This is a genomic window from Enterocloster sp. OA13 (assembly GCF_022440595.1).
GTDB classification, from domain to species: Bacteria; Bacillota; Clostridia; order Lachnospirales; family Lachnospiraceae; genus Enterocloster; species Enterocloster hominis.
In genome coordinates this window covers 5,720,319-5,744,018 of sequence record NZ_JAKNTF010000001.1, presented here as the reverse complement: position 1 = coordinate 5,744,018, position 23,700 = coordinate 5,720,319, and the positions used below count along the sequence as shown (strand labels likewise).

General features: G+C 48.2%; 18 protein-coding genes. 2 read left to right on the top strand and 16 right to left on the bottom strand.

The features are described from left to right. Positions 1 to 50: 50 nt before the first annotated feature. Positions 51 to 1,208: a M20 metallopeptidase family protein gene (locus MCJ35_RS25720; RefSeq protein ID WP_034577158.1), complete on the top strand. Its 1,158-nt coding sequence runs from the start codon at positions 51 to 53 to the stop codon at positions 1,206 to 1,208. A gap of 162 nt (positions 1,209 to 1,370) precedes the next feature. On the opposite strand, the gene MCJ35_RS25715 is transcribed toward MCJ35_RS25720, so the two are convergent. Both MCJ35_RS25715 and MCJ35_RS25710 read right to left on the bottom strand, forming a co-directional pair. After that, a complete protein-coding gene (locus MCJ35_RS25715) occupies positions 1,371 to 1,592 on the bottom strand; it encodes a hypothetical protein (protein WP_025484587.1) in 222 nt (73 codons plus the stop codon). Positions 1,593 to 2,951: 1,359 nt separating this feature from the next. Then, a complete protein-coding gene (locus tag MCJ35_RS25710; RefSeq protein WP_025484588.1) occupies positions 2,952 to 3,203 on the bottom strand; it encodes a hypothetical protein in 252 nt (83 codons plus the stop codon). A 135-nt stretch (positions 3,204 to 3,338) separates the two neighbouring features. Between MCJ35_RS25710 and MCJ35_RS25705 the strand changes: the two genes are divergently transcribed. After that, positions 3,339 to 3,596 (top strand): helix-turn-helix domain-containing protein, encoded by a 258-nt coding sequence (locus tag MCJ35_RS25705; protein WP_008723183.1) that lies wholly within the window; start codon positions 3,339 to 3,341, stop codon positions 3,594 to 3,596. Positions 3,597 to 3,692: 96 nt separating this feature from the next. On the opposite strand, the gene adhE is transcribed toward MCJ35_RS25705, so the two are convergent. The 14 genes from adhE to MCJ35_RS25635 all read right to left on the bottom strand — a co-directional run bounded on the left by adhE (position 3,693) and on the right by MCJ35_RS25635 (position 23,563). Then, positions 3,693 to 6,305 carry a bifunctional acetaldehyde-CoA/alcohol dehydrogenase gene (gene adhE / locus MCJ35_RS25700; protein ID WP_025484590.1) on the bottom strand — a complete coding sequence of 871 codons (2,613 nt, stop codon included), beginning with the start codon at positions 6,303 to 6,305 and terminating at the stop codon, positions 3,693 to 3,695. Between the two features lie 286 nt (positions 6,306 to 6,591). Then, a complete protein-coding gene (locus MCJ35_RS25695; protein ID WP_025484591.1) occupies positions 6,592 to 8,079 on the bottom strand; it encodes an aldehyde dehydrogenase family protein in 1,488 nt (495 codons plus the stop codon). 265 nt (positions 8,080 to 8,344) lie between these two features. Continuing rightward, positions 8,345 to 9,502 (bottom strand): iron-containing alcohol dehydrogenase, encoded by a 1,158-nt coding sequence (locus MCJ35_RS25690; RefSeq protein WP_130790427.1) that lies wholly within the window; start codon positions 9,500 to 9,502, stop codon positions 8,345 to 8,347. A 717-nt stretch (positions 9,503 to 10,219) separates the two neighbouring features. Continuing rightward, entirely contained in the window at positions 10,220 to 11,020 is an 801-nt protein-coding gene (locus MCJ35_RS25685; protein ID WP_025484593.1) for a hypothetical protein, read from the bottom strand. Between the two features lie 21 nt (positions 11,021 to 11,041). After that, positions 11,042 to 11,800 carry an SDR family NAD(P)-dependent oxidoreductase gene (locus MCJ35_RS25680; protein WP_008723173.1) on the bottom strand — a complete coding sequence of 253 codons (759 nt, stop codon included), beginning with the start codon at positions 11,798 to 11,800 and terminating at the stop codon, positions 11,042 to 11,044. A 212-nt stretch (positions 11,801 to 12,012) separates the two neighbouring features. Next, the gene (locus MCJ35_RS25675) at positions 12,013 to 12,939 is read right to left on the bottom strand and encodes a transketolase family protein (protein WP_025484595.1); all 927 of its coding nucleotides are present in this window, start codon (positions 12,937 to 12,939) and stop codon (positions 12,013 to 12,015) included. After that, the gene (locus tag MCJ35_RS25670; protein ID WP_025484596.1) at positions 12,936 to 13,820 is read right to left on the bottom strand and encodes a transketolase; all 885 of its coding nucleotides are present in this window, start codon (positions 13,818 to 13,820) and stop codon (positions 12,936 to 12,938) included. The genes MCJ35_RS25675 and MCJ35_RS25670 overlap by 4 nt, the downstream gene beginning before the upstream one ends. A 21-nt stretch (positions 13,821 to 13,841) precedes the next feature. Then, entirely contained in the window at positions 13,842 to 14,864 is a 1,023-nt protein-coding gene (locus MCJ35_RS25665) for a zinc-dependent alcohol dehydrogenase (protein WP_025484597.1), read from the bottom strand. Then, positions 14,861 to 16,966: a glycoside hydrolase family 127 protein gene (locus tag MCJ35_RS25660; protein ID WP_025484599.1), complete on the bottom strand. Its 2,106-nt coding sequence runs from the start codon at positions 16,964 to 16,966 to the stop codon at positions 14,861 to 14,863. The genes MCJ35_RS25665 and MCJ35_RS25660 overlap by 4 nt, the downstream gene beginning before the upstream one ends. A gap of 31 nt (positions 16,967 to 16,997) precedes the next feature. Further along, positions 16,998 to 17,840 (bottom strand): carbohydrate ABC transporter permease, encoded by an 843-nt coding sequence (locus tag MCJ35_RS25655; RefSeq protein ID WP_025484600.1) that lies wholly within the window; start codon positions 17,838 to 17,840, stop codon positions 16,998 to 17,000. 1 nt (position 17,841) lies between these two features. Then, positions 17,842 to 18,762, bottom strand: coding sequence for a carbohydrate ABC transporter permease (locus MCJ35_RS25650; protein WP_081739135.1), 921 nt, complete (start codon positions 18,760 to 18,762; stop codon positions 17,842 to 17,844). Between the two features lie 106 nt (positions 18,763 to 18,868). Next, positions 18,869 to 20,155 (bottom strand): sugar ABC transporter substrate-binding protein, encoded by a 1,287-nt coding sequence (locus MCJ35_RS25645; protein ID WP_025484602.1) that lies wholly within the window; start codon positions 20,153 to 20,155, stop codon positions 18,869 to 18,871. 95 nt (positions 20,156 to 20,250) lie between these two features. Next, entirely contained in the window at positions 20,251 to 21,756 is a 1,506-nt protein-coding gene (locus MCJ35_RS25640; protein WP_025484604.1) for a response regulator transcription factor, read from the bottom strand. A 19-nt stretch (positions 21,757 to 21,775) separates the two neighbouring features. Next, positions 21,776 to 23,563, bottom strand: a complete 1,788-nt coding sequence (locus MCJ35_RS25635; RefSeq protein WP_025484605.1) for a cache domain-containing sensor histidine kinase — start codon at positions 23,561 to 23,563, stop codon at positions 21,776 to 21,778. Between the last annotated feature and the right edge of the window lie 137 nt (positions 23,564 to 23,700).

Here is a 23,700-nt window from a genome sequence, read left to right as displayed (position 1 = left end):
AAATGGGATAAAATAATTATCGTAAGAATTTCAAGAAAGAGAGTGAAAATATGTATTCTTCAATTTATGCTGAAAGCAAAGAAATGTGTGATGAACTTATAGAATGGCGCAGAGAACTTCACAAAGTACCTGAATTGGGACTTGAACTTCCTAAAACAGTTTCTCTTGTGAAAAAAAAATTGACAGAATGGGATATTCCATTTGAAACAAAAGTCAACGGAAATTGTGTTATTGGTCATCTAGGTACTGGGGATAAATGTTTACTTCTTAGAGCAGATATGGACGGACTTCCTATGCGTGAAGAAAGCCAACTGTCTTTTGCTTCGCAAAATGGTAATATGCACGCTTGCGGACATGATATACATACGACCGCATTGTTAGGAGCTGCCAAAATATTAAAAAAGCACGAAAAAGATTTAAAAGGAAGAATAAAACTATTATTTCAGCCTGGAGAAGAAACGTTCGAGGGAGCCAATGCGGTTATTGCTGAAGGGGCATTGGAAAATCCTAAAGTAGACGCAGCTTTTGCAACTCATGTAGCGTCCGTTATTCCCGTAGGAACAATCGCTTATGGAACTATGACAGGAACATCTGTCTTTGGCTTCAAGATAACAATAACAGGAAAAGGTACACATGGTGCTATGCCCCAGAATGGAATAGACCCTATCAATGTTGGGGTTCATATTTATCAGGCCTTGCAGGAGCTCATTGCACGCGAATGTCCCCCTAGTAAAGAAGTAACTTTGACAATAGGACAATTTAGCTCTGGAACAGTAAATAATATTATTCCGGAAACAGCGGTTTTACAAGGAACACTCCGCACATTTGACAGTGAAATAAAACAACATTTAATTACGAGAATTGAGGAAATTGTAAATAATATTTCCAATGCTTTTCATGCAGAAAGTAAGGTAGATGTCTTAACAGATATACCCGTACTCTGCTGTGATGAAAAAAGAAATATGAAAATTGCTACGGCGTTAAGTTCTATGAATACCGAATTTAACATGGTATCTGGGTTACACACAACTGGTTCTGATGATTTTGCAGTGTTTGCAAATAAAGTACCATCTTCTTATTTTATGATAGGAGCTAAAGTCGATTCGGACAATATCTATGCACATCATAATCCTAAAGTATGTTTCAATGAACAAGTTTTACCAATCGATACTGCGGTATACGCGTGTGCAGCTATGGACTGGAAATAGCTTAGAAAATAATAATCATGATAAAATAGTTGTTTTTTTGGTTCCTTCATGATTTACCATAAATCACCGTCGAAACCTCATCCTCGGTGATTGTGTATCGTTCAGGTTCAGTCTTACTGTTCCATATTTCTTCATATTCGGACTTGGCCGCCTCGTTAACAATCACCTTGCTTCCATCAGCTCCCCTGAACCCTTCTGTACAATTCCATCACTATCATAATTGGCATATTTACCTGAATCAATAGAAGATCCTCTGATTAGCAGTTCAGGAATCCCATCATCCAGATAGGAAGATTCTATCTGTACCAACTTCTCCTTCTGCGGATTGCCCCATCCGGTTATTATTCCTTCTGAATAGAAGCTAGTGTACTGACACGATGACATTCAGGCAAACCTCCTTGTCTATTTTCCTGATAGCACAGGTCAAAAATACTCAGCGTAGCCCGCTACGCCTCCGTTTTTTGACCTGCACTCTCAGAAAAATATCCTGCGGAGTTTTACCAGAAGTCATCGTGTCAGTACACTAGTTATCTGCCCCTGATTATTATCTTCCCATACCCCCGGTTGCCAGCTATCAATATCAAACTGCCACTTATCTTATCCCGCAGAATCCCATTTTGCTCATAAGAACCAAGCCATCCTCCAAGTAAATCCGGTTCAGGTAAATCAAAATTTCCTATTTCCGGTTTAATCTTATTACTCTGCCGGGCGCAGTTACAGCAGGTCATGGAAAAAAGCCAGCAATAAAACAATGTATATCTTCTTCAATTCCCCTCCAGTTCCTATATATTCTTACATATATTTAGTCCATCTCCTAGATATAGCCACCGTATAGCTTAAAGAAGCTAACAATAGCAACTGCTTCCTCTAAAGAATAAATACCATGTTATGAGATATTTTGTAACCGTCAAATAAGATAGTGGTTATGAAAACAGCCAGTCCCAGGCTATTATAGATGGGGATGCATAGGAATGCTGGATGACAGGATAAGGCATTGGGGATGTCTGCTTTTCTGTATACATGACCTGTCATAACCTTTGCTTTTTCCTGTTCCCAGTATAATACACAAGTGCCAGAGCCTCCAGTGAATATGGGAGATTCTGACACTTACAGGACACTTTATGGTCTTAGTTTCTTTACTGCTTTTGGCTGGTCGATGGATAGCCCTTCCAGAAGCCAGCGGAATTCTCACTCAGAAATCCGCCGGACTTTTTCCTGTAATCGGAGCCATTGAAACAGACATTTTATTTATCCACAGGGTTATTCCGCTCATCTAGCGGTTGGGATACGCAGGGCGGGGAGCGGGGCAGGGCGGGCGGCGGCGGATAGGACGCTGAGTTCCGGAGGATGTAGCTTCTTAGGGGGTGGCAGGCAAAAAGGCGGGGGTGAGTTAGTGTTGTCTGGCTCAAAAGGTCCTGCAGCCAGTGTCTGATATCTGCATCAGGAGTGCGTCTGTAATGTGACGGCGTAGTGGTTCTACGGCTAGCTTTACAGACGTGCTCCTGGTGTAGATAGCAGGTACTGGCTGTAGGACCTTTTGAGCCAGGCAGCACTAGCATCAAAGCCAGAACTCAAGGTGGTCTGAGCTGAGAAAGCTCTTCAGAGTTTCTCAGCGAATAGCACCGATCCCCCGTCTTTTTGCCTGTCAGCCCCTTAGAAGCTGCATCCTCCGGAACTCAGCGTCCTATCCGCCGCCGCCCGTCCTGCCCCGCTCCCCGGACGTCCCCCTCACCAAAAAACAATCTAAACATCCCTCAACTTCTTAATCAACACCTCCACTGCCTCCCCCCCAGACCTGCATTCCAAATCCTCCCCCAGGATATACCGGATGGCTTCCCTCCACTCATCCAGGGAATAAGAAGCTATATTAATCCTACGGAGTGCATACAGCACATCTTCTATGTAAAAACTATTATGGAGGTCCGATAAATACTGGCAGCCCGCTAATTCCTGCAGTCTGATTAACAAACCCCCCTGGTTTTTCTCCGGCTTCATTCATAACTCCTATTCCGCATTTCAGCATCTATATTTTCAATTTCTCCTGTGCAACCTATACATTGCAATTATATACGACATTTATCGTAAAATCAAGGAAGTGCAACCTATTTCTTGCATATTATGGAGGGTGCCATGGAACAAAAAATAAAGCAGGATTTCAGGATCGGACCAAACATCCGCAAATACCGCCTGCAGTCCCACATGACCCAGGAGCAGGTAACAGCCAAGATGCAGCTCATGGGCATCAATATTTCACGCAGCATATACTCGCAGATTGAGGGCGGTACTTATAATATCCGAGTTTCCGAGCTGGCCGCCATGAAGGAAATATTTAACATCAATTATGAATCTTTTTTCGAAGGAATTTCCGTGAATACAAAGGAATTATAGAGACTTGAATAAAAGCATGAACAGGCCGCCTGTCATATGACAGACGGCCTGTTCCAAACACAAAGGATAAAGGTATTTACCCATGATGGGTACGAATTATTTACCGTAGTAAGCTTTTAAGTACATTTCTTTAATCTCGCTCATAAGAGGATATCTTGGGTTGGCACCAGTACACTGGTCATCGAATGCCTGCTCAACCATGTCATCCAGCCTGTCTAAGAAGTCTTTCTCATCAATGCCGTAATCCTTAATGCAGGACTTGATTCCAACGGCTTTCTTAAGTTCCTCAGTCTTCTCAATCAGCTTCTTAACTGCCTCAGCATCATCCTTGGCCTGGATTCCGCAGAATCTTGCGCACTCTGCATACCTTGCCTGTGTATGTGGATACTGGTACTGTGAGAAGGTGCCCATCTTGCGTGGGTTCTCAGCAGCGTTGAAGTCGATGACCAGGGAGATTAACAGTGCGTTTGCAACACCGTGTGGCAGGTGGTGGAAAGCGCCCAGCTTATGTGCCATGGAGTGGCACACTCCCAGGAATGCGTTGGCAAATGCCATACCAGCCATGCAGGAAGCATCAGCCATCTTCTGACGTGCCTCTACGTTAGTCGGCTCATTGTAAGCAGTCGGCAGGTAGTCAAATACATTCTTCATGGCCTTAAGTGCAAGGCCGTCCGTGTAATCGGTAGCCATGACGGAAGCGTATGCCTCAAGTGCATGGGTCAGGACGTCAACGCCGGATGCGCTTGTCAGTCCTCTTGGCTGGCTCATCATATTGTCTGTGTCCACAATTGCCATGTTGGGCAGGAGGGCATAGTCAGCCAGCGGATATTTGATGCCGGTCTCCTGGTCTGTGATAACTGCGAAAGGTGTAACCTCGGAGCCAGTACCGGAGGAAGTCGGAACAGCGATGAAGTATGCCTTCTCGCCCATCTTCGGGAATGTGTATACACGTTTCCTGATATCGATGAAACGCATTGCCATGTCCATGAAGTCCACTTCCGGATGCTCATACAGAACCCACATGATCTTAGCAGCATCCATTGCGGAACCGCCGCCCATTGCAATGATTACGTCCGGCTCAAAGTCCCTCATAAGCTTTGCACCAGCCTGTGCATTGGCCAGGGTTGGGTCTGGCTGTACATCGGAGAATACGGTATAGGTAAGTCCCATATCATTGAGACGGTCTGTGATAACATGGGTGTATCCATTCTTATACAGGAAGGAGTCGGTTACGATGAATGCCCTCTTCTTGCCCATTACATCCTTTAACTCATTTAATGCTACAGGCAGACAGCCCTTCTTAAAGTATACTTTCTCAGGTGCACGGAACCACAGCATGTTCTCTCTCCTTTCAGCAACGGTCTTGATATTCAGTAAATGCTTCACTCCAACGTTCTCAGATACGGAGTTTCCGCCCCAGGAACCGCAGCCCAGTGTTAAGGATGGAGCCAGCTTGAAGTTGTACAGGTCGCCGATGCCGCCGTGGGAGGAAGGTGTATTGATGACAATACGGCAGGTCTTCATCCTTAAAGCATGCTTCATGATTTTCTCTTCTTCGTTGACATTCACATACAGGGAAGCAGTGTGGCCGTAGCCGCCGTCTGCCACCAGACGCTCTGCCTTATCCAGGGCCTCGTCGAATGTCTTGGCCTTGTACATGGCCAGTACGGGAGACAGCTTCTCATGTGCGAACTCTTCGCTGATATCCACGGACTCAACCTCGCCAATCAGGATCTTGGTGTCTTCCGGAACTTCCACACCGGCAAGCTTGGCAATGGTAACAGCCTTCTGTCCAACAATCTTGGCATTCAGCGCGCCGTTCACCAGGATGGTCTTGCGGACCTTCTCAATCTCGCCTGGCTTTAAGAAATAGCAGCCTCTGTATTCAAATTCTTTCCTGACTTCATTGTAAATGGATTCCAGGACAGTCACGGACTGCTCGGAAGCACAGATCATACCATTGTCAAATGTCTTGGAATGGATGATGGAGTTAACTGCCATCTTGATTTCGGCTGTCTCGTCAATGATGACCGGTGTGTTGCCGGCGCCAACGCCCAGTGCCGGTTTTCCTGAAGAGTAAGCAGCCTTAACCATTCCAGGTCCGCCTGTTGCCAGGATTAAGTCGGCATCCCTCATGACCTCGTTGGTCAGTTCCAGTGAAGGTACGTCAATCCAGCCGATGATTCCTTCCGGCGCCCCGGCCTTTACTGCTGCGTCCAGGACAATCTTAGCAGCCGCAATGGTGCATCCCTTTGCACGCGGATGTGGGGAAATGATGATTGCGTTACGTGTCTTCAATGCAATCAGTGTCTTGAAGATAGCGGTTGAAGTCGGGTTGGTGGTGGGGATGACAGCTGCAATCAGGCCGATTGGCTCTGCAATCTTCTTGATTCCGTATTCCTTATCTTCCTCAATCACGCCAACAGTCTTTGTATCTTTATATGCATTGTAAATGTACTCAGCCGCGTAGTTGTTCTTGATGACCTTGTCTTCCACAATACCCATGCCGGTCTCTTCCACTGCCATCTTTGCAAGAGGAAGACGCATCTTATCAGCCGCGCTGGCAGCTGCGAAGAATATTTTGTCTACCTGCTCCTGTGTGTAAGTAGCAAAAATTTTCTGTGCTTCGCGCATTGCATTCATTTTTGCATTCAGTCCGTCCACGCTGTCGATGATTTCCGGAACAACCTGCTCGATTTTCTTTGCCATTTCCTTTTCCTCCATTTTTCCTTCATTTTTCCTTGTGTTTGTGATGCATTGGGGCTGCATCAGCCTGTTTGGGTTGGGGTATTTTTTCTTATTGATAATTAATTAACAATCTCACTGTTTGCATTATAACCCTTCGTTAAAAATATGTCAATATATATTTTAAATTTTTTTCTTTTTTAATATTTGATTGTTAAAGATAAGACAGAGACAGGTCTGCAAGCAAAAAGAAACGGCCCCGGAACTTCCCGTTCCAAAACCGCTTCCTTCTATATAATAATACCCTGCTTTATTTCACAGGATAAAATCCTGTTGGGGCTTCACTAAGATTAATCATGATATTCTTCATCTGTGTATAATGGTCCAGCATGACCTTATGGGTTTCACGTCCAATACCGGATGCCTTGTATCCGCCGAAGGGCGCTCCCTCCGGGATGGCATTATAGGTATTCACCCACATGCGTCCTGTCTCAATGGCCCGCGACACCCGCAGGGCCCTGTTGATGTCCCTGGTCCATACGGCTCCTCCCAGGCCGTATTCGCTGTCATTGGCCATGTCAACCACCTCATCCTCGGTCCTGAACTTGAGGATGCAGGCAACCGGCCCGAAGATTTCCTCCTGGGCAACCCTCATGTGGTTTGTGACATTTCCAAGGAGGGTGGGCTTAAGGAAGCAGCCATTTTCCAGTCCCTCGGATTTGAGCTGTTCACCTCCGCAGAGAACCGTTGCGCCTTCCGCCTTTCCGACTTCTATGTACTGAAGGATTTTTTCCATCTGGGCCTTGTTGATCTGGCTTCCCATCTGGGTGTCTGCTTCCCACGGAAGGCCCACCTTGACCTGGTTAAACCGCTCCACTGCCTCTTTGACGAATCTGTCATAGATGCTTTCCTGGACAAATACCCTGGAGCCTGCGCAGCACACCTGGCCCTGGTTAAAGAGGATGCCCATCTGCAGGCCGTCCATGGCCATCTCCCAGTCACAGTCCTCAAAGAAGATATTGGCTGATTTTCCCCCCAGTTCCAGGGTGGACGGTATCAGCTTCTGCGCAGCCGCCAGGGCAACATTCCTGCCCACTTCCGTGGATCCGGTAAATGCCAGTTTCCTGAAGCCCTTATGCTCCAGCATATATTGTCCGGACCTGGAGCCGGAACCGGTCAGTACGTTAAACACGCCCGCCGGAAGCACATCCTGGATCAGCCTTGCAAGTTCCAGCACGCTTAACGGGGTGGCGCTGGAGGACTTAAATACAGTACAGCAGCCGCTTGCCAGCACCGGGGCCAGCTTCCAGGCAGCCATGAGGAACGGGAAGTTCCAGGGCACGATCTGCCCAACCACGCCGATTGGTTCCCTGAGAATCAGGCTTAAAGTGCTTTCCCCAAGCATATTGGCGCTTCCCTCATCCGCCATGATGCAGCCTGCGAAATAACGGAAATGCTGTGCGGACATAGGTATATCCACGGCCATGGTCTCCCTGATCGGTTTGCCGTTATCCAGGGATTCCACCATTGCCAGGTGTTCCCGGTTGGCGTCAATGATATCTGCAATCCTGTTTAAAATAACAGCTCTTTCATTGACCGTCACGTGCTTCCAGGACTCAAATGCCTTCCAGGCCGCCTTCACAGCCTCATCCACATCCTCCTTTGCTGCCTCCGCACACTCTGCCAGCACGCTCCCGTCTGCCGGGCAGTATGTCTTAAAGGTCCTGCCGTCAGAAGCATCCTTCCACTGTCCTCCGATGAACAACTGGTATCTGGCCTTAAGCTCTACATTATGCATTGTAAACTCTCCTCTCAACACTTGGTACAGCATCGGGACAGGCTTATAAAACACACTTTAGGGCACAAAAAAAACATGTATTTTAAAGCCAGCCCATCACTGTCCTAAAACACCATGTTTCCAGAAAAACCCTCCTTGGCGGAAGATTAATACGGTTGTGTTACCCCTCTGGCCACTATGATATATCATAAGACAGGCAATAGTCAACAAAAATCTTTTATTTAACAAACTCTTTTTGTTAATATTGCATTAACATTTGTCCCCTCTACTCCCCAACATACGCCTGGCGGTAAATCTCAATGACCTGTTCCCTGGTTGCGGTCCTTGGGTTTGTCAGCTGGCAGACATCCTTCTTGGCATTATCAGCCATGACTGCGAAGTCCTCCTCCTTTACTCCCAGCTGCTTTAAATCCGATGGGATTTCCAGCTGCCTGCTCAGCTTCTTAATGGCCTCGATTGCCTTTTCAGCCGCACAGGTTACGGAAATGCCTTCCACCTGGACACCCATTGCCTGGGCCACATCCCTGAACCGGTTCATATTGCCGATCAGGTTATAACTCTCAACATAGGGCAGAAGGATTGCATTGCACACACCGTGGGGCAGATTATAAAAACCGCCCAGCTGGTGCGCCATGGCATGGACATACCCCAGGGACGCGTTGTTAAATGCAATTCCCGCCAGGTACTGGGCATAGGCCATCTTATCCCTGGCCTTCATGTAATTGCCGTTGGCAACTGCCTTTGGTAGGTAATGGGCAATCATCTTGATTGCCATGATGGCCGCTGCGTCTGTCAGCGGATTGGCATCCGTGGATACGTAAGCCTCGATGGCATGGGTCAGCGCATCCATCCCCGTGGATGCGGTCAGTGACGGCGGCATACCCTTCATAAGCTCCGGATCATTGATGGCAATCTGGGGCGTGACCCGCCAGTCCACGATGGCCATCTTTACCTTGCGGGAAGTGTCCGTGATGATACAGAACCTGGTTATCTCTGACGCGGTTCCGGCAGTGGTGTTGATGGCCATAAGCGGAACCATTGGTTTTGAAGACTTATCGACCCCCTCAAAATCAGCAATCCTTCCGCCGTTGGCAGCAACCAGCCCAATCCCCTTTGCACAGTCATGGGAGGAACCGCCGCCCAGTGAAATGATGGAATTGCATTCATTTTCCTGATAAAACCTGGCTCCGGCTTCCACGTTCCTATCCGTTGGGTTCGGCTCTGCCCCCGCAAAAATACATGCCTCAATCCCTGCCTTTTCCAGGATTTCCCGTACCCTGTCCGCCATGCCAATCTGTCCCAGATACCGGTCCGTTACAATCAGGCATCTCTTTGCGCCTAAACTCTTAACCAGGTCCCCGGCCTCCTGAACCGCGCCTTCACCAAAAACATTGCGTGTAGGTAAAAAATAATATGTAGACATACTGCTACCCCCTTATATTCTTGCATCCCGCCCCAGCCGTCCAGGCCAGGACCGGTGCCTAAACCTGATTATATCCGGGCATTTTAATCTGTCAATTAAAATAATATTTTAACATTTATTTGATAATATTTTGATTAGTATCGATTTTTTATTAACATTATCTTTATAGTTCTGCTTGTTAAGTTTTTTTGGCTATTTTTCTGTGATTATGGAGCCTGAAAAATAGCAGCTACATTAGATGGATGAAATTTACTTGTGTATTATTTGGTATAATATGGGGAAATAGAGGGTGATAGTTAAAGAACTGGAGAAATTATAAGAATATAGCAAAATATGGCTAACACCAGATTGGTTTTGAAGATAACACGTTGGATATCTAAACAGATACCTAAATAAATACCTAAATAAATATACAAACAGACATTAGAAAAATTGCATAACTGACAATAAAATTCAATTTAATAAATGATATATTTTTAACAATTTTTGTGATAACTTATTCATTATTCACTCATGAAGCATTGAAAGAGCGGCAGGATTTTGTATATTATTTAACAATAATACAAAATCCTATCGCTTGATTTCAAAAAAACCCTTTTGTTATTTTGTGATACCGTCAATAAAAATATCATAAAATTCATAAAAACCAGTTATACGTGAATCTATTAACAATCGTTCCGGCCTGTGATATCTGCCTGAATCCGTGTTTTTTTCCTTTTATGTAAATCTCCATCGTAATCCGTATGCTGTAATCCATGTTCCTGCATAGGACATATCCGGTTTTTCCAGATAACTGTCACTGAAGAACACGGATGCGTCACGTACAAAAAGCGATGCATCGTATATATCCGCCATGTAATTGTCGCCAGGCGGACGCAGGTTAAGGGCAGTCACCCCCTCAAATATCATCTCAAAATCCTGACACTGCTGGCTCTGGATCTGGATGGATACACACCTTACGTCAGCAAGGGGTTTCATGCATTTATCCGCAGTTACATAAGCCCCGCTGACATAACCCAGTCCACGGATGACCGCATCATGGAAACCGCACACACTTCTTTGAAATGCATCTGCGTCCTCCTGGGTCTTAACATAGTTCCACCCTTTAAGGGCTGTATCCGAATACAATCGATCTTCGAACATGCTGTCCTTTATCAAGACAGATTCCCCGCGCAGAAGCGCGCCCAGGGTATCTGTATCCTCCCACAGCCAGGGGAATCCTCTGTATTCAAAGAACAGGATACCATGTTCCAGCACATGCCTGTATTCCTTAAACTGCCGTCCTGCATCTTCTGTCTTCTTATAAATCCATCCTTCCGGCCCTTGGGGAGTAACCATGTTCACAAGGACCGGAAGCTTCTTATCCGATTTGTCCAGATAGTCGTATAGCTTCATATACCCGCCATTTTCAGAGGGGACCGATACCAGATATTTTTCATAGTATCCTGTGTTGATTATGGCATACACTTCTGACTGGAAGTAGCTTCCCAGATGTTTATCATATACACGTATCCTCATACTATCACCTTTATATCCTCCCTAAAACCCAATCATGGCCCCGCCATCCACCACCAGGCTTGTCCCCGTAACAAACCTGGATGCATCTGAAGCAAGGTATAAGGCGGCCCATCCAATATCCTCGGGCTGCCCGAACGTTCCCATGGGGGTCCTGCTGATGATCCGTTCCGCCCGTCCGGGGTCGTCTGCATTGGAATACCTGAGCATGGGCGTATCGGTCCATCCCGGGACAATCGCATTGAACCTGATGCCTGTGCCTGACAGTTCTGAGGCAAAGGAACGCATCATGCCCAGCGTACCGGACTTGGCCATGGAGTATCCCAGTACGCCGGTTACGCCGATGAATCCTGTCTCTGAGGAAAGGAATATGACGCTGCCCCCCTTCATGTGGGGTACGGATTCCTTTGTCAGAAGGTAGCCTGCCTTTAAGTGCACGTCGAACAGCCTGTCAAGGTCTTGAGCCTCAAAGGAAAGCGCAGGCTTTTTTATCTGTATTCCTGCATTGTTAATAAGGACATCCATCCGTCCAAACCTGTGCATAATGGACTCCACCAGTGCGGGAATCCCCTCAAAATCAGTAATATCACAGCGGATATAATGGGCGCGCTCCCCGATTTCCCGGCACGCATGTTCCAGCTCCTCCTCCCGCCTCCCAATCAGGACCACCGTGGCATTGGCCCCGGCCAGGCACTGGGCCATGGAAAAACCAAGGCCGGTTGCCCCGCCTGTGATGACAGCAACCTTCCCCTCCAGGTTGAATATGTCGATGTATGAGTTCATGGCGCCTCCTGTAAATAGAATTTAATCAGTGGATGAAACATTCCGTCATTACCACTGGCAAACATATTTTCAAATTGTATATTGACACAATTATACAAAAGACCGCCTGCCAATGCAAGCGGCCTTCTGCGGTTATACGCGTATATTGCTGTTATCCTATACCAGTCACTGATCCGTATTCCATAAGGATAGTCTGAAGTTTTAAGCACATCCTAACCAGCCATCTCCCTGACGGCTTCTGCAACAGCTTCCCTTGTCAGTCCGTGGTAAGCCAGGACTTCCTGGTAATTATGGCCGCTGCAGCCAAATGTATCTTTAATCCCCACCATCTTCATGGGTATTGGGTTTTCACATAAGGCCTCTGCCACAGCGCTTCCCAGCCCTCCTGCCACATTGTGTTCCTCTGCCGTGACAACGGCCCTGCACCCCTCTGCCATTTTCCTTATCATCTCTTTATCCATGGGCTTGATTGTGGATACATTAATCACCCTTACAGAGATACTGCCTTCCAGCTCCCTGGCTGCCTCAAGGGCCACCCCCGTCATATATCCCACTGCAAACAGTGCAATGTCGGTTCCATCCTTCAGCAGCTTCGGCACCCCAATCTCAAACGGCGCTCCTTCTTCAGTCACATTGGGATAATCATTCCGGTTCAGGCGCAGATAGCAGGGGCCATCCATTCCCGCGATTGCTTTCACTGCTTCCCTTGTTTCATTCGCATCAGCCGGGCAGATGACCGTCATGTTGGGCACGGCCCGGAAAATAGCCATGTCCTCCACGCACTGGTGAGTGGCTCCGTCCCCAAAATCAGACAGTCCTGACGATGAGCCGCATATCTTCACATTCAGTTTTCCAATTGCAATGGTCTGGCGTATCTGGTCATAGGCACGGCCGCCTGCAAATACGGCAAATGAATTCGTAAACGGGATCTTACCGGTCTGGGCCAGTCCCGCGGCAACGCTTGTCATATTGGCTTCTGCAATTCCCATTTCAAAGTGGCGCTCCGGAAACTCTGCCTCAAACAGTTTGCCCATGGTAGATCCGCCCAGGTCTGCGTCCAGAACCACAATCCGCTCATCCTGTCTTCCCAGTTCCACCAATGTTTTGCCGTAAACCATCCTCTGATTCGTATCGCTCATCTGTGCGCCTCCTGCCTCTCTTCCCCTGCCCCGTCCTGTGCCGCGGCCTCATCCTGCACCGTCAACTCCTCCAGGGCCTGTCTGTAGGTTTCTTCTGTCAGCATACCATTGTGGTAGCCCACCACATTCTCTGCAAAGCTGACCCCTTTTCCCTTAACCGTATTGGCAACAATCACCGTGGGCACGCCTTTGACATGGTCGGCCTGGTTAAGGGCGTCAAGGATCTGTTTCATATCATGTCCGTCTATTTCTATCACATGCCAGCCAAAGCTTAAAAACTTTGCGATGATATCCCCTGTATCAAAACGGTCCTTTGTCCTTCCATTGGCCTGGAGTCCGTTCCTGTCCACGATAGCCACCAGATTATCTGCCCGGAACGCCCGGGCCGCCATTGCTGCCTCCCATATCTGCCCTTCCGCAATCTCCCCGTCACCTACCAGCACATATGTCTTACTGTTGATTTTATCCAGCCTCTGCCCCAGGGCCATACCCAATCCGATGGAAAGCCCCTGCCCCAGTGAACCTGTCCCGGCCTCAATCCCCGGTGTCTTCAGCACATCCGGATGTCCCTGGAGATATGAGCCGATTTCCTTTGTGTGCTTCAGATCCCCTACCGGGAAATATCCGCATTCCGCCAACGCCGCATACTGGAGGATTCCCACATGCCCCTTGCTCAATAGGAACCTGTCCCTTTCCCTCCATCCGGGATTTTCCGGCTTATGCTTCATTTTGTAAAAATAGAGGGCCGCCACAATATCTGCCGATGAATTGGATCCCCCTATATGCCCGGCCACCCCAACGCCCATGCTGATGACCACATCCCTTCTCAGCCTTTGGGCCTGGCATTTTAACCCTTCTATTAATTTATCATCATATTCCATCTTCCTATCCCCTCCTTCTGCTCAATTGACAACAACGACCTTTATCATATCGCCGGGCGCCTTTGCCAGTTTTTCAAAATAGGCGGGCGCCTCTTTAAGGCTGATTGTTTTACTGATTAATGGCTCTGGGTGGATTTCTCCCCTGTTGACCATTCCTGACACAACCTTAAACTCATCATAACCATATAGGAATGACCCCTGCACGGACAGCTCCCTTGTGACGATTTCCTGCATGTTAACCTCTATCGTCGGTCTGTTATTGCCTATCCACACAGCCCTGCCTCCAAATCGCAGTGCGGTCATGGCCTGCTGTACCGTTGGACCTGCCCCCACTGCCTCAATGGCAGCATCCACACCCTTTCCGCCTGTCTCTTCCAGGATTCTAGCTTTAAAATCTTCGCAGCCCGGATTTATGACTGCATCCGCGCCCATTTCCCCGGCAACCGTTAGGCGGTGGCTGCTTAAATCAGAGAGAATGATCCTGCCGGCCTTCTTCCTTTTCACACATGCCAGCGCCAGCAGCCCGATGGTCCCAGCACCCACGATCAATACGGTTTTTCCTTCCAGTTCCCCTGCATGCTGCACGCTCCTGTACGCAACCGCCAACGGTTCAAACAGGGAACCCACGGAAAAGGAAACCGTATCTGATATGGAAAAACAGCACTTTGCCGGAACACAGATATATTCTGCAAATGCCCCATCCACATCCAGCACACCGAATGCACGCTTATTCAGGCACAGGTGGACCTGTCCCTTTTTACACATCTCACAGTCCCCACAGAAGTCCACCGGGTAAACAGAAACCCTGTCCCCAGGCTTCCATCCTTCTACATCCTCCCCCAGCTCTGCGATTTCCCCTGCAAATTCATGGCCCATTACCATGGGTGCCGTCCTTCTTCCAGTTATTCCCAGATAGCCGTGGACATCGCTGCCGCATATCCCGCAGGCCCTTACCCTGATCTTCACTTCTCCCCTCTGGGGCCGCACATCCGGGACCTCCCGGTAAATAAGGGTACCCGGTCCCTCATAAACAATTCCCTTCAATTTACATTCCCCCTGTCCGCCTTGTCCTCATACTTACCATCCACTTTCCCGTGGTCCATACCGGGAATATGGTTCATCCATACGGTCATCGCCCCGGTTCCCCGGTTGGCCCAGGTATAGTATGGGACAGCCTTCAGCTTTACCGGTTCAAAATAACTCCTGGACGCGGGCTGGTATAATCTGCCCTTCCACTGTTCGCGGTTCCTTCTTATGCCCTGTGCCTGGATGGTACAGATTCCTCCCAGGAGACTTTCTTCAAACCCTGCCTCCAACCGGCTGTCTCCAGTCAGGATACAGTCAAATAAATCCGCATCATTGTCTGCTTCCTCCACACAGTAAACCAATGGGCCATATTGAATGGCTGCTTTTCCGCAATCCATCCTGACCCCGGGGTGTGCCTCCATTAACACTGGCTGCATGGGCAGGCTTAAATGCAGATGCCCATTCTTACTCCAGTCCTTCCTCACATAGAGGTATCCCCGGTCTTCCCAGACTTCTGCATCCTCTGTCTCCAGTACGGGCTGTCCGCTCCATTCCGGTATCCGCAGGGCCAGGGTCCACGCCCCGTCCAGGTCCGTGCCTACCGTAACCAGGATATCCCCCTGCCATGGATAGTCTGTCTCCTGCCGGATGACAACCTTTTTATCCCTGACCCTGATATCCGCCGTACCCTCCTGATAGAGATGCACGTATACCGCCTGGCCCCCATCCTCCAGTTTTCCCTGGGTGTATTGATACCCGCCAAGGGATTCCAGCAGCCTGGCCAGATTCATGGGGCAGCAGGACACTGCAAACCAGCGCTGGCGCTCCGGGAACATGCGTGGATTGCGTATGATCCTGTCCCGGAACATTTCCGGATGGGCAGCCAGATGATTCGCATAAAAGAAACGGTCCCCGCTAAGGGATACCCCGCTGAGCACCCCGTTGTACAGCGCCCGCTCCATCACATCCCCGTATCTTCGGTCCGGCGCCACCTGAAGCATCCTGAATCCCCACATTACCATGGCAACCGATGCGCAGGTCTCATGATAGGACTCCTCGTTGGGAAGCTGATAATCAAAGTTGAACCTCTCACACCCATCCTGGGAGCCGATACCTCCAGTGATATACATCCTCTTTGATGTAACATTGTCCCAAAGCCGGACACATGCCTGCCAAAGGCTCTTATCCCCGGTCTCTGAGGCCACATCAGCCATGCCTGCCCCCATGTAGGCCAGCCGGACCGCATGGCCTTCTGCCGTCATCTGTTCCCTGACAGGCAGATGGGCCTGGAACAGGGCATATGGGCCCTGGGCTAAAAAGCTTTTTCCTAAAATCCCCTTCGGGCCGCCGTCTTCCGGGTCCCTTCCCTGCTGTCTCGCTTCTTCTTCAAAGAAATACGGCTGTTTCCCCCTCTCATTGAGGAAATAAGCTGCCAGCTCCAGATACTTCTTTTTACCTGTGAGACGGTACAGCTTCACCAGGGCCAGCTCTATCTCCTGATGGCCCGGATATCCATGGATCTGATGATCCGCCGGACCGAATACACGGTCAATATGGTCGGCATAGCGCTCCACGATATCCAGTAATTTTGCCTTTCCCGTGGCTTCATAATATGCTGCCGCGGCCTCAATCAGGTGTCCTGCGCAGTACAGTTCATGCATACGGTGGACATTGGTCCATCGTTTTCCGGGTTCAACCACCGTATAGTAGGTATTCACATACCCATCCGGCATCTGCAGTTTCCCGAAATCATCTATGATCCCGTCAATCACTGCTTCTGTTTCCGGATTCCTTTCATACCAGAGGGCGTAGGATGCCCCTTCAATCCACTTTGCCAGGTCGGAATCCCAGTAATGATGGGGTCTGGGGATGGTCTCCCCATCCGCCATATTCTCCTCCAGCACACCGTCTATGGTAAACACACCCTTTTCGGGTCCGCTGTTTTCCCGCGGCTTATAAATACATTTTACTGAATCCACCCTGCCGGAGCTTCTGCACTGCTCATACTCGGCGGGAAGGGTTACCTGTTCGTTGATTTCCTGTCTCTTCTTCCAGAACCCGCCTGTAAACCTTACATTTTTCCAGCTTACAGGAAGGGATTTCTGCCATCTCTCATCCATAGTTCCATCCTTTCAAACGCCATTCCTGACATCAGCCTTTTACTGCGCCGGCCGTGATACCGGTAATCAGATACTTCTGAAGACATATGAATATCAAAAGCACGGGTATGGTCAGGATAACGGCAAATGCCATCAGGCTGTTCCATTCAATCCCATATTCCCCGATTGCCTTATACATATTAACCGTCAGGGGATACAGACGGTCCGTCTTAATGAAGGTCAGGGCTCCCATCAGGTCCCCCCATCCCCAGAGAAAGGTAAATGCAGCAGAAACCACGATGCCGGGGTAGGTGATGGGTACCATTACCCGCCAGAACACCTGGAACCGCCCGCACCCGTCAATAATGGCAGCATCCTCCAGCTCTTTGGGGATATCCAGGAAATATGGCCGGAGTGTAATGATACAAAAAGGAATGCTGTGCAGGCAGGTGAAAATAACAGGAGCTGCCAGGGTATCTAAAATCGCAATTTTCTTAAATGTCATGAACAGCGGTGAGAGGAACAGTACGGTGGGCAGCATCTGTGTTATCAGGATTGCCAATAGTACTGCCCGGTTGATGCTCAATTTAAACCGGGCCAGTCCATATGCGGACAGGGTGGCCAGCAGGGTGGATATGATTGTGGTGGCTGCCGCTATGATGAAACTGTTCCTGAAGCTGACCCAGATGGGCACGCTTCCCCTGACAAACAGCTGTGATATATACCCCTCCAGTTCAATCTTCTCAGGAAAAAAGGTGGGGACCTCAGCAAATATTTCTTTTGAGGATTTAAGGGAGGTAATCACCATCCAGTAGATGGGAAATAAGAACAGTATGAGAACAGCAACAGCAATCAGGTTAAACAGTATCTGTTCCCTTTTTTTCCGTTTATCCATCTCACATCACCTCCTCTTTCTCCATTAATTTAAGATTAAATATGGCAACTACCAGCAAAAGCACCAGCATGATATTAGCCACCGCAGCCCCCTGTCCAAATTCAAAATTGGAGAACGTCAGTTTATATGAGGTGGTTGCCAGTATCTGCGTGGAATCCAAGGGACCTCCGTTTGTCATTATATATATCAGGTCAAATGCCTTAAACGTATAGATGAACCCAAGTGTCACCACACTGAGGATGGTTGGTTTAAGCAGCGGGAGCGTAATGTGGCGGAACCGCTGAATACGGCTGGCCCCGTCAATGGCGGCCGCCTCAAACAGCTCCTCAGGCAGCGTGGTCAGCCCCGTGGCCAGTAACAGCATGTTAAAGGGAACGCCTCTCCAGATATTCGTAATGATAAGGGCGGTCATGGCCCCCCGCTCCGTGGTCAGCCAGGAAACCGGAGCCTTGACAAGATGCAGCTGGGTCAGGAAATAATTCAGTATGCCGGAACCATCCCCTGCAAAAATCCATTTCCATACAGAGGCAAATACAATAACAGGGACCAGCCAGCACACCATCAGCAGTCCCCTGGATATCTTGCTGAGCCTGAATGCCTTGGAAAACAGGAGGGCCAGGGCAAACCCTATGATGAACTGGAACAGGATGGACATTACCGTAAAATAAACCGTATTCCATATGGCTTTCCTGACCATGGGCATGGCCAGGACCTCCCTGTAATTACCCAGCCCGATAAAGGGCTGCTCCCCCCGGAAGGTTTCCAGCGTCACTTCATGGAAACTCATACTCAGGTTGTATATCAACGGATATATTACAATCAGCGCCAGAAACACTGCCGCAGGAAGGATAAAACAATATCCGGCTATGATTTCCCGCTTTGTATACCGGTTGTGCATGGGACTTTTCTTCTTAATTTTCATCAACAATCACCGCTTTCCAACTCATTTCACCTGATTTTGGGCATAAAAAGTGCTGCAAAGCACAATTGCCATGTGTTTGCAGCGCTTTGTCCTATATCCTGTCTGGTTATAATCCTGCTATGGATGCTCCTGTATCCCTGGCCGCCTGTTCCGGATCCTTGGCTCCAAGAATAACCGACTGCCACATTTCAATCAGGATATCACTGATTTTATTATAATTCTCCACCGGCATCGCCACTGCATACTCCTGCATTTCCACAAATGTGCTTATGGGCTCCTGGCCGAAATACTCAGATCCTGCAGCCACGTCTTTTCTGGATGGAATATAGTTTTCTGCCTCGCTGTACCTGACCATGACTTCAGGCCTGTTCATATATTTTACAAATTCCCAGCTTAAATCCACATTGCCCGTATTGGAAATCGCAAAATTATGGCCTCCCAGCACTGTCTTAAATCCAGCGCTTCCCTCAGGAACCTTGGCCACGCCGAATTCAAAGCCCGCATCAGCCTGGATGGAACTAAGACGCCATGGACCGTCTATGATCATTGCTGTCTTGCCGGCAATAAACTGGTTGGCATTGTCGCCGGAATTGTAGTTTACCACCTCCGTACTCATATACTGGTTTTCCACCATTTCCTGATAGAATTTAAGCATCTCCACTGTCTCAGGCGAATCAATACGGTCTACATCAGAACCTGCTCCCCATATAAATGGCCACATCTGAAACGTGGTATCGGTTGTCTGGCTTCCCGCCACCCCGAAGCCATTGACCCCGATTGACTTCAGTTTGCCACATGCCTCAAGAAGCCCGTCCCAGGTTGCCGGAACCTCTGTCACACCTGCTTTATCAAGTAACTCCTTATTGTAGTAAAGGCACAGGTTATTCGATGTGAACGGGAGTCCATAATATTTTCCCTCATACTGGTTCTGTCCAAGGATACTGCCATAATACCGGTCCAGTTCCAGCTCTGAATTAACGCGGTCCGTGATATCCGCCAGGATTCCCATCTTTGCATAAGTGGCTGTGTCCGTATTGTCCACATCCATCACATCCGGAAGGCTGTCGCTAGCCACCATGATATTAATCTGTTTTCTGGAATCCGCCAGGGGCATGTACTGAATCTCCACCTGTATTCCGGTTTCAGCCGTAAAATCCTCAATGCATTGATAGAGCACTGCTTTTTCCTTGGGATAAGTTAAAAGTAACGTAATCTTCTGGTCTCCTTCGGCCTGGGATGCAGCTGTCTGTCCTGTGCTTTCCTCCTTGGCATCCGCCTGCTCTGCAGTGGTCTGTGCTGTCCCCCCGCCAGACCCTGCGCCGCACCCCATGCAGATTCCCGCCGCCATTGCGATTGCTGCTGCTGACCATAACCACTTGTGTTCCTTTCTCATTGAAATCCCTCCCTGTTTGTTTTCTGCTTAAAGGATACCACCTCCTTATCTCTTTTCCCATTCCACATTTCTAAGAAAGGTGTCCAAAACAAACGTTACATCTGGATATATTCCTTAGGGCTTTTTCCCGTATACTTCTTAAACACCTTACAAAAATATTTTACATCCATGTACCCGCTCTGTTCAGCTACTTCATAAATCTTCATGTTACTGTTTCTGAGAAGCTTTTTTGCATGCTCGATTTTGACCTGGGTACAGTATGCAGTGTACTTAATCCCTAACTCCCGCACAAACAGCGTACTTAAATACTCAGGGGTAATGTTAAATCGGCGCGCCATTTCCTCCACAAGGATATTTTCTTTATATTCCTTCTCAATGATATTCAATATCTCATTAATGACCGGATTATTACAGTGGTGTACATTATCTTTATAACGTTTGAATTCACCCAGGATATTCAGCATCATGGTTGCATAGGCATCCGTGGAAATTCTTGTCTTTACCCACTCCAGGACGTTCAGATGGCTGATTTCCTCATATATCCCATAACTTGTCTTACGGATTTCATACAGGATGGCAACCGTCATACACAGCATTGCCTCACGGATATCCGCATAATGGTAAACCTGTTTTTTCAGATATGCCTCAAATTCCCGCAGATCCTCCCGGACCGCCGCCATATCCAGTTCCCCGATATGGCGGATCATATTTCTTTCAGTCTCCATGGGATAGATGAATTTATTACATTCTACTGCCTTAAGTTTTTCCTCGTTTATTATATCCATCTGTATGACAGACAGCCCCCAATTGCTGTTATCCTCCATCACCTTAAGCGCCCTGTAAAATTCTTTTAACCCTTCAAGGAAATAGGATACCGCCACAACAGGTTTGTGGAACAGGCTTTTCCCACGTTTCAGCCCTTCCCTTATCTGTCCTTCCAGGCGTGTCAGCTCCTCTGATTCAACTGCAAAAAACAGTTTATGCCTGCCGCCGGAAAAAAAGTGGAATGTCATGCCTGACAGATAGTATTTCATGATTTCCTTCCACTTCGTTTCTTCTGAAACCGTAAAACCCGCATCCCCTTTAAGCATCAGCAGATATACCCCTCTGCCCGCCATCCTGGATTCCAGCTCCTTCAGGTAGCTTTCAGCCGCATCCTCAGGCACCGAATACAGCCGTTCCCATAATTCCTGTTCCGAAAAGGTGGATGGCCTTATCTGATGCTTTTCTTCCCTGATTTTCTGTTCCACCCGTTCCAGGACTTCCCTTAATGTCTTTTTTGTCACGGGTTTCAAAAGATAATCCACGCTCCCCAGCTGAATTGCTTTCTGGGCAAATTTAAAGTCGGCAAACCCGCTTAAAACAATGAATTTGCACTCGTTCCCTTGGTTTAGTACTGCCTCCATCATTTCCAGGCCGTCCATCTGCTCCATCATCACATCTGTTATGACCACATCCGGCTGTTCCCTGGCAATGAGCCGCACACCCTCTTCTCCATTCCCAGCCGTCCCCACGATGTCCCATCTCTCTTCCAGCTGGCCAATCAGGGCAGTCAGTCCCATTAATGACTTTCTTTCATCCTCCACAATTATGATTTTCATCTTCTCGCCCTCTTTTACATCACATCTTCGGTATGGTAATCTTAATGGAGGTTCCCCTGTTTTCCTCCGAATGTACCTCCATCCTGTAGCTGTCCCCATAATAAAGCTTCAGCCTGGCTAATACATTCGACACGCCGATAGACGGCGTACTCCCGCCTTCACCAAAAACTTCCCCCACTTTCTCCGGTGACATCCCCCGTCCGTTATCCGTTATGGAAAAACAGATTCCGCTTTCATTTATATGATAAATCTTGATTCGCAGGAATCCTCCGTGGCGGATATTCGCATATCCATGGATGATTGCATTTTCAATCAACGGCTGGAATATCATCTTATGGATATGGCAGTCCAGGATTCCCTCCTCACAGTCAATGGCATATTCAAAGTTATCCATGAAACGGATTTTCTGAAGAAACAGATACTTTTTCAGGTACTCCATCTCCTCCTTTATCTTAACGACGTCATTGCTTCCGCTGATCTGATACCTGAGGATCTGGGCAAATTCACTGAGCATTTCACTGATTTCATCTTCCCCGTTTTCGATGGCAAGCCAATGGATGGAATCCAGGGTGTTGTAGATGAAATGAGGGTTGATCTGGGCTTCAAGCGCCCTGATTTCCGCATCCTTCTTCATTTCGCTGACCTGCTTGATCTCATCCATCTGGTTGTTGATCTGTTTCATCATCTTATTAAACTGGCTGGCTATGATGGATATCTCATTCTTGCCTTCCATCTCCATGTGGGCGGACATTTCCCCGGCCCTTACTTCCTTCATGGTGTTTACCACCTGCTTAACGGACGCGGACAGCCTGCGGGACAGGATCCATATGAAGAAACCGCCCAGCACCATCAGGCAGATGGTTATCATCCATATTATCCTTTGGAAATTCCGTATCTCCTTCAGTATATAATCATTATCCAGAACACCGGCCAGACGCCAGGATGTCTTTGGGATATCCACCAGCACAACTGTCTTGTCCTCATGGTTCTCCTTCACCAGATGCACATCCTGGCTGCCGCCCATAGTCAGCTGTTCCCATCCGTCCATGTCAGAAATGTCCATGCCTATCCTGGATTTGTCATAATGCGAAACAATCCGGTTGTCCTGGTCCACAATGAAGTTATAATTCGTGTTCCTGTCCGGTGTAATCTGTGCCTCCTGACAGATATCGGAAAGTACCAGCTCATTCACGCCCATGAGGAAGGTCCCCACATACCTGGCTGTATAGAAATCCATCAGCCGCTTCCGGTACGTGAAAAGATAATAATCCGAGGTTCCCTGCCTGTCGTAATACTCAGCCGGTATCCATTCCCCCTTAAGGATTTCCTGTTTTTCCACCTGTGAAAAATACAGGTCATATAACTCCGGGCTTTTCTGGTATAAAGAATCAATCTGAAGCCTGTCCGAGCTAAATACCTTCCCGTTTTCAGTCTCCACGGCCATACACCACACCTGGGGACGGTAGGACATGAAGGTCCGCATCTGCTTCCTCAGCTCCTGCTTCACACCCAGTTCCTCCTGTCCCCGGGCTTCTTCAAATTGCTGCATGTAGTCAAGGAATTTTTCATCTATGGTCATCTGATTAACGGCTTCCTCATACCCATTCAGGGTTGCTGCAATATTGGATGCTGCCTGTTCCACCGCTATCCGGAAAAACCCGATGATCTTCTTTTCAATGATGTCCGTTAAATATGTATTGCTTATACCTGCCAGAAGCACGATCTGGGCCGTAAACAGCAATATAAACACAACGGATATCTGTTTTGTAAAGGATTGTCTGCTCCAGTATTTCCGTATTCCTTTCATATGTCCCCCACCTTTTCCCAACTGTATATGACGTGTGCCTTGCTGAATGATTCACGTCCTGATATATCCCCAGAATAACATTTATACGCATAAGATAAAAGAGTGTGGGGAGGATTTATGAAAATTGGGGTCATTGG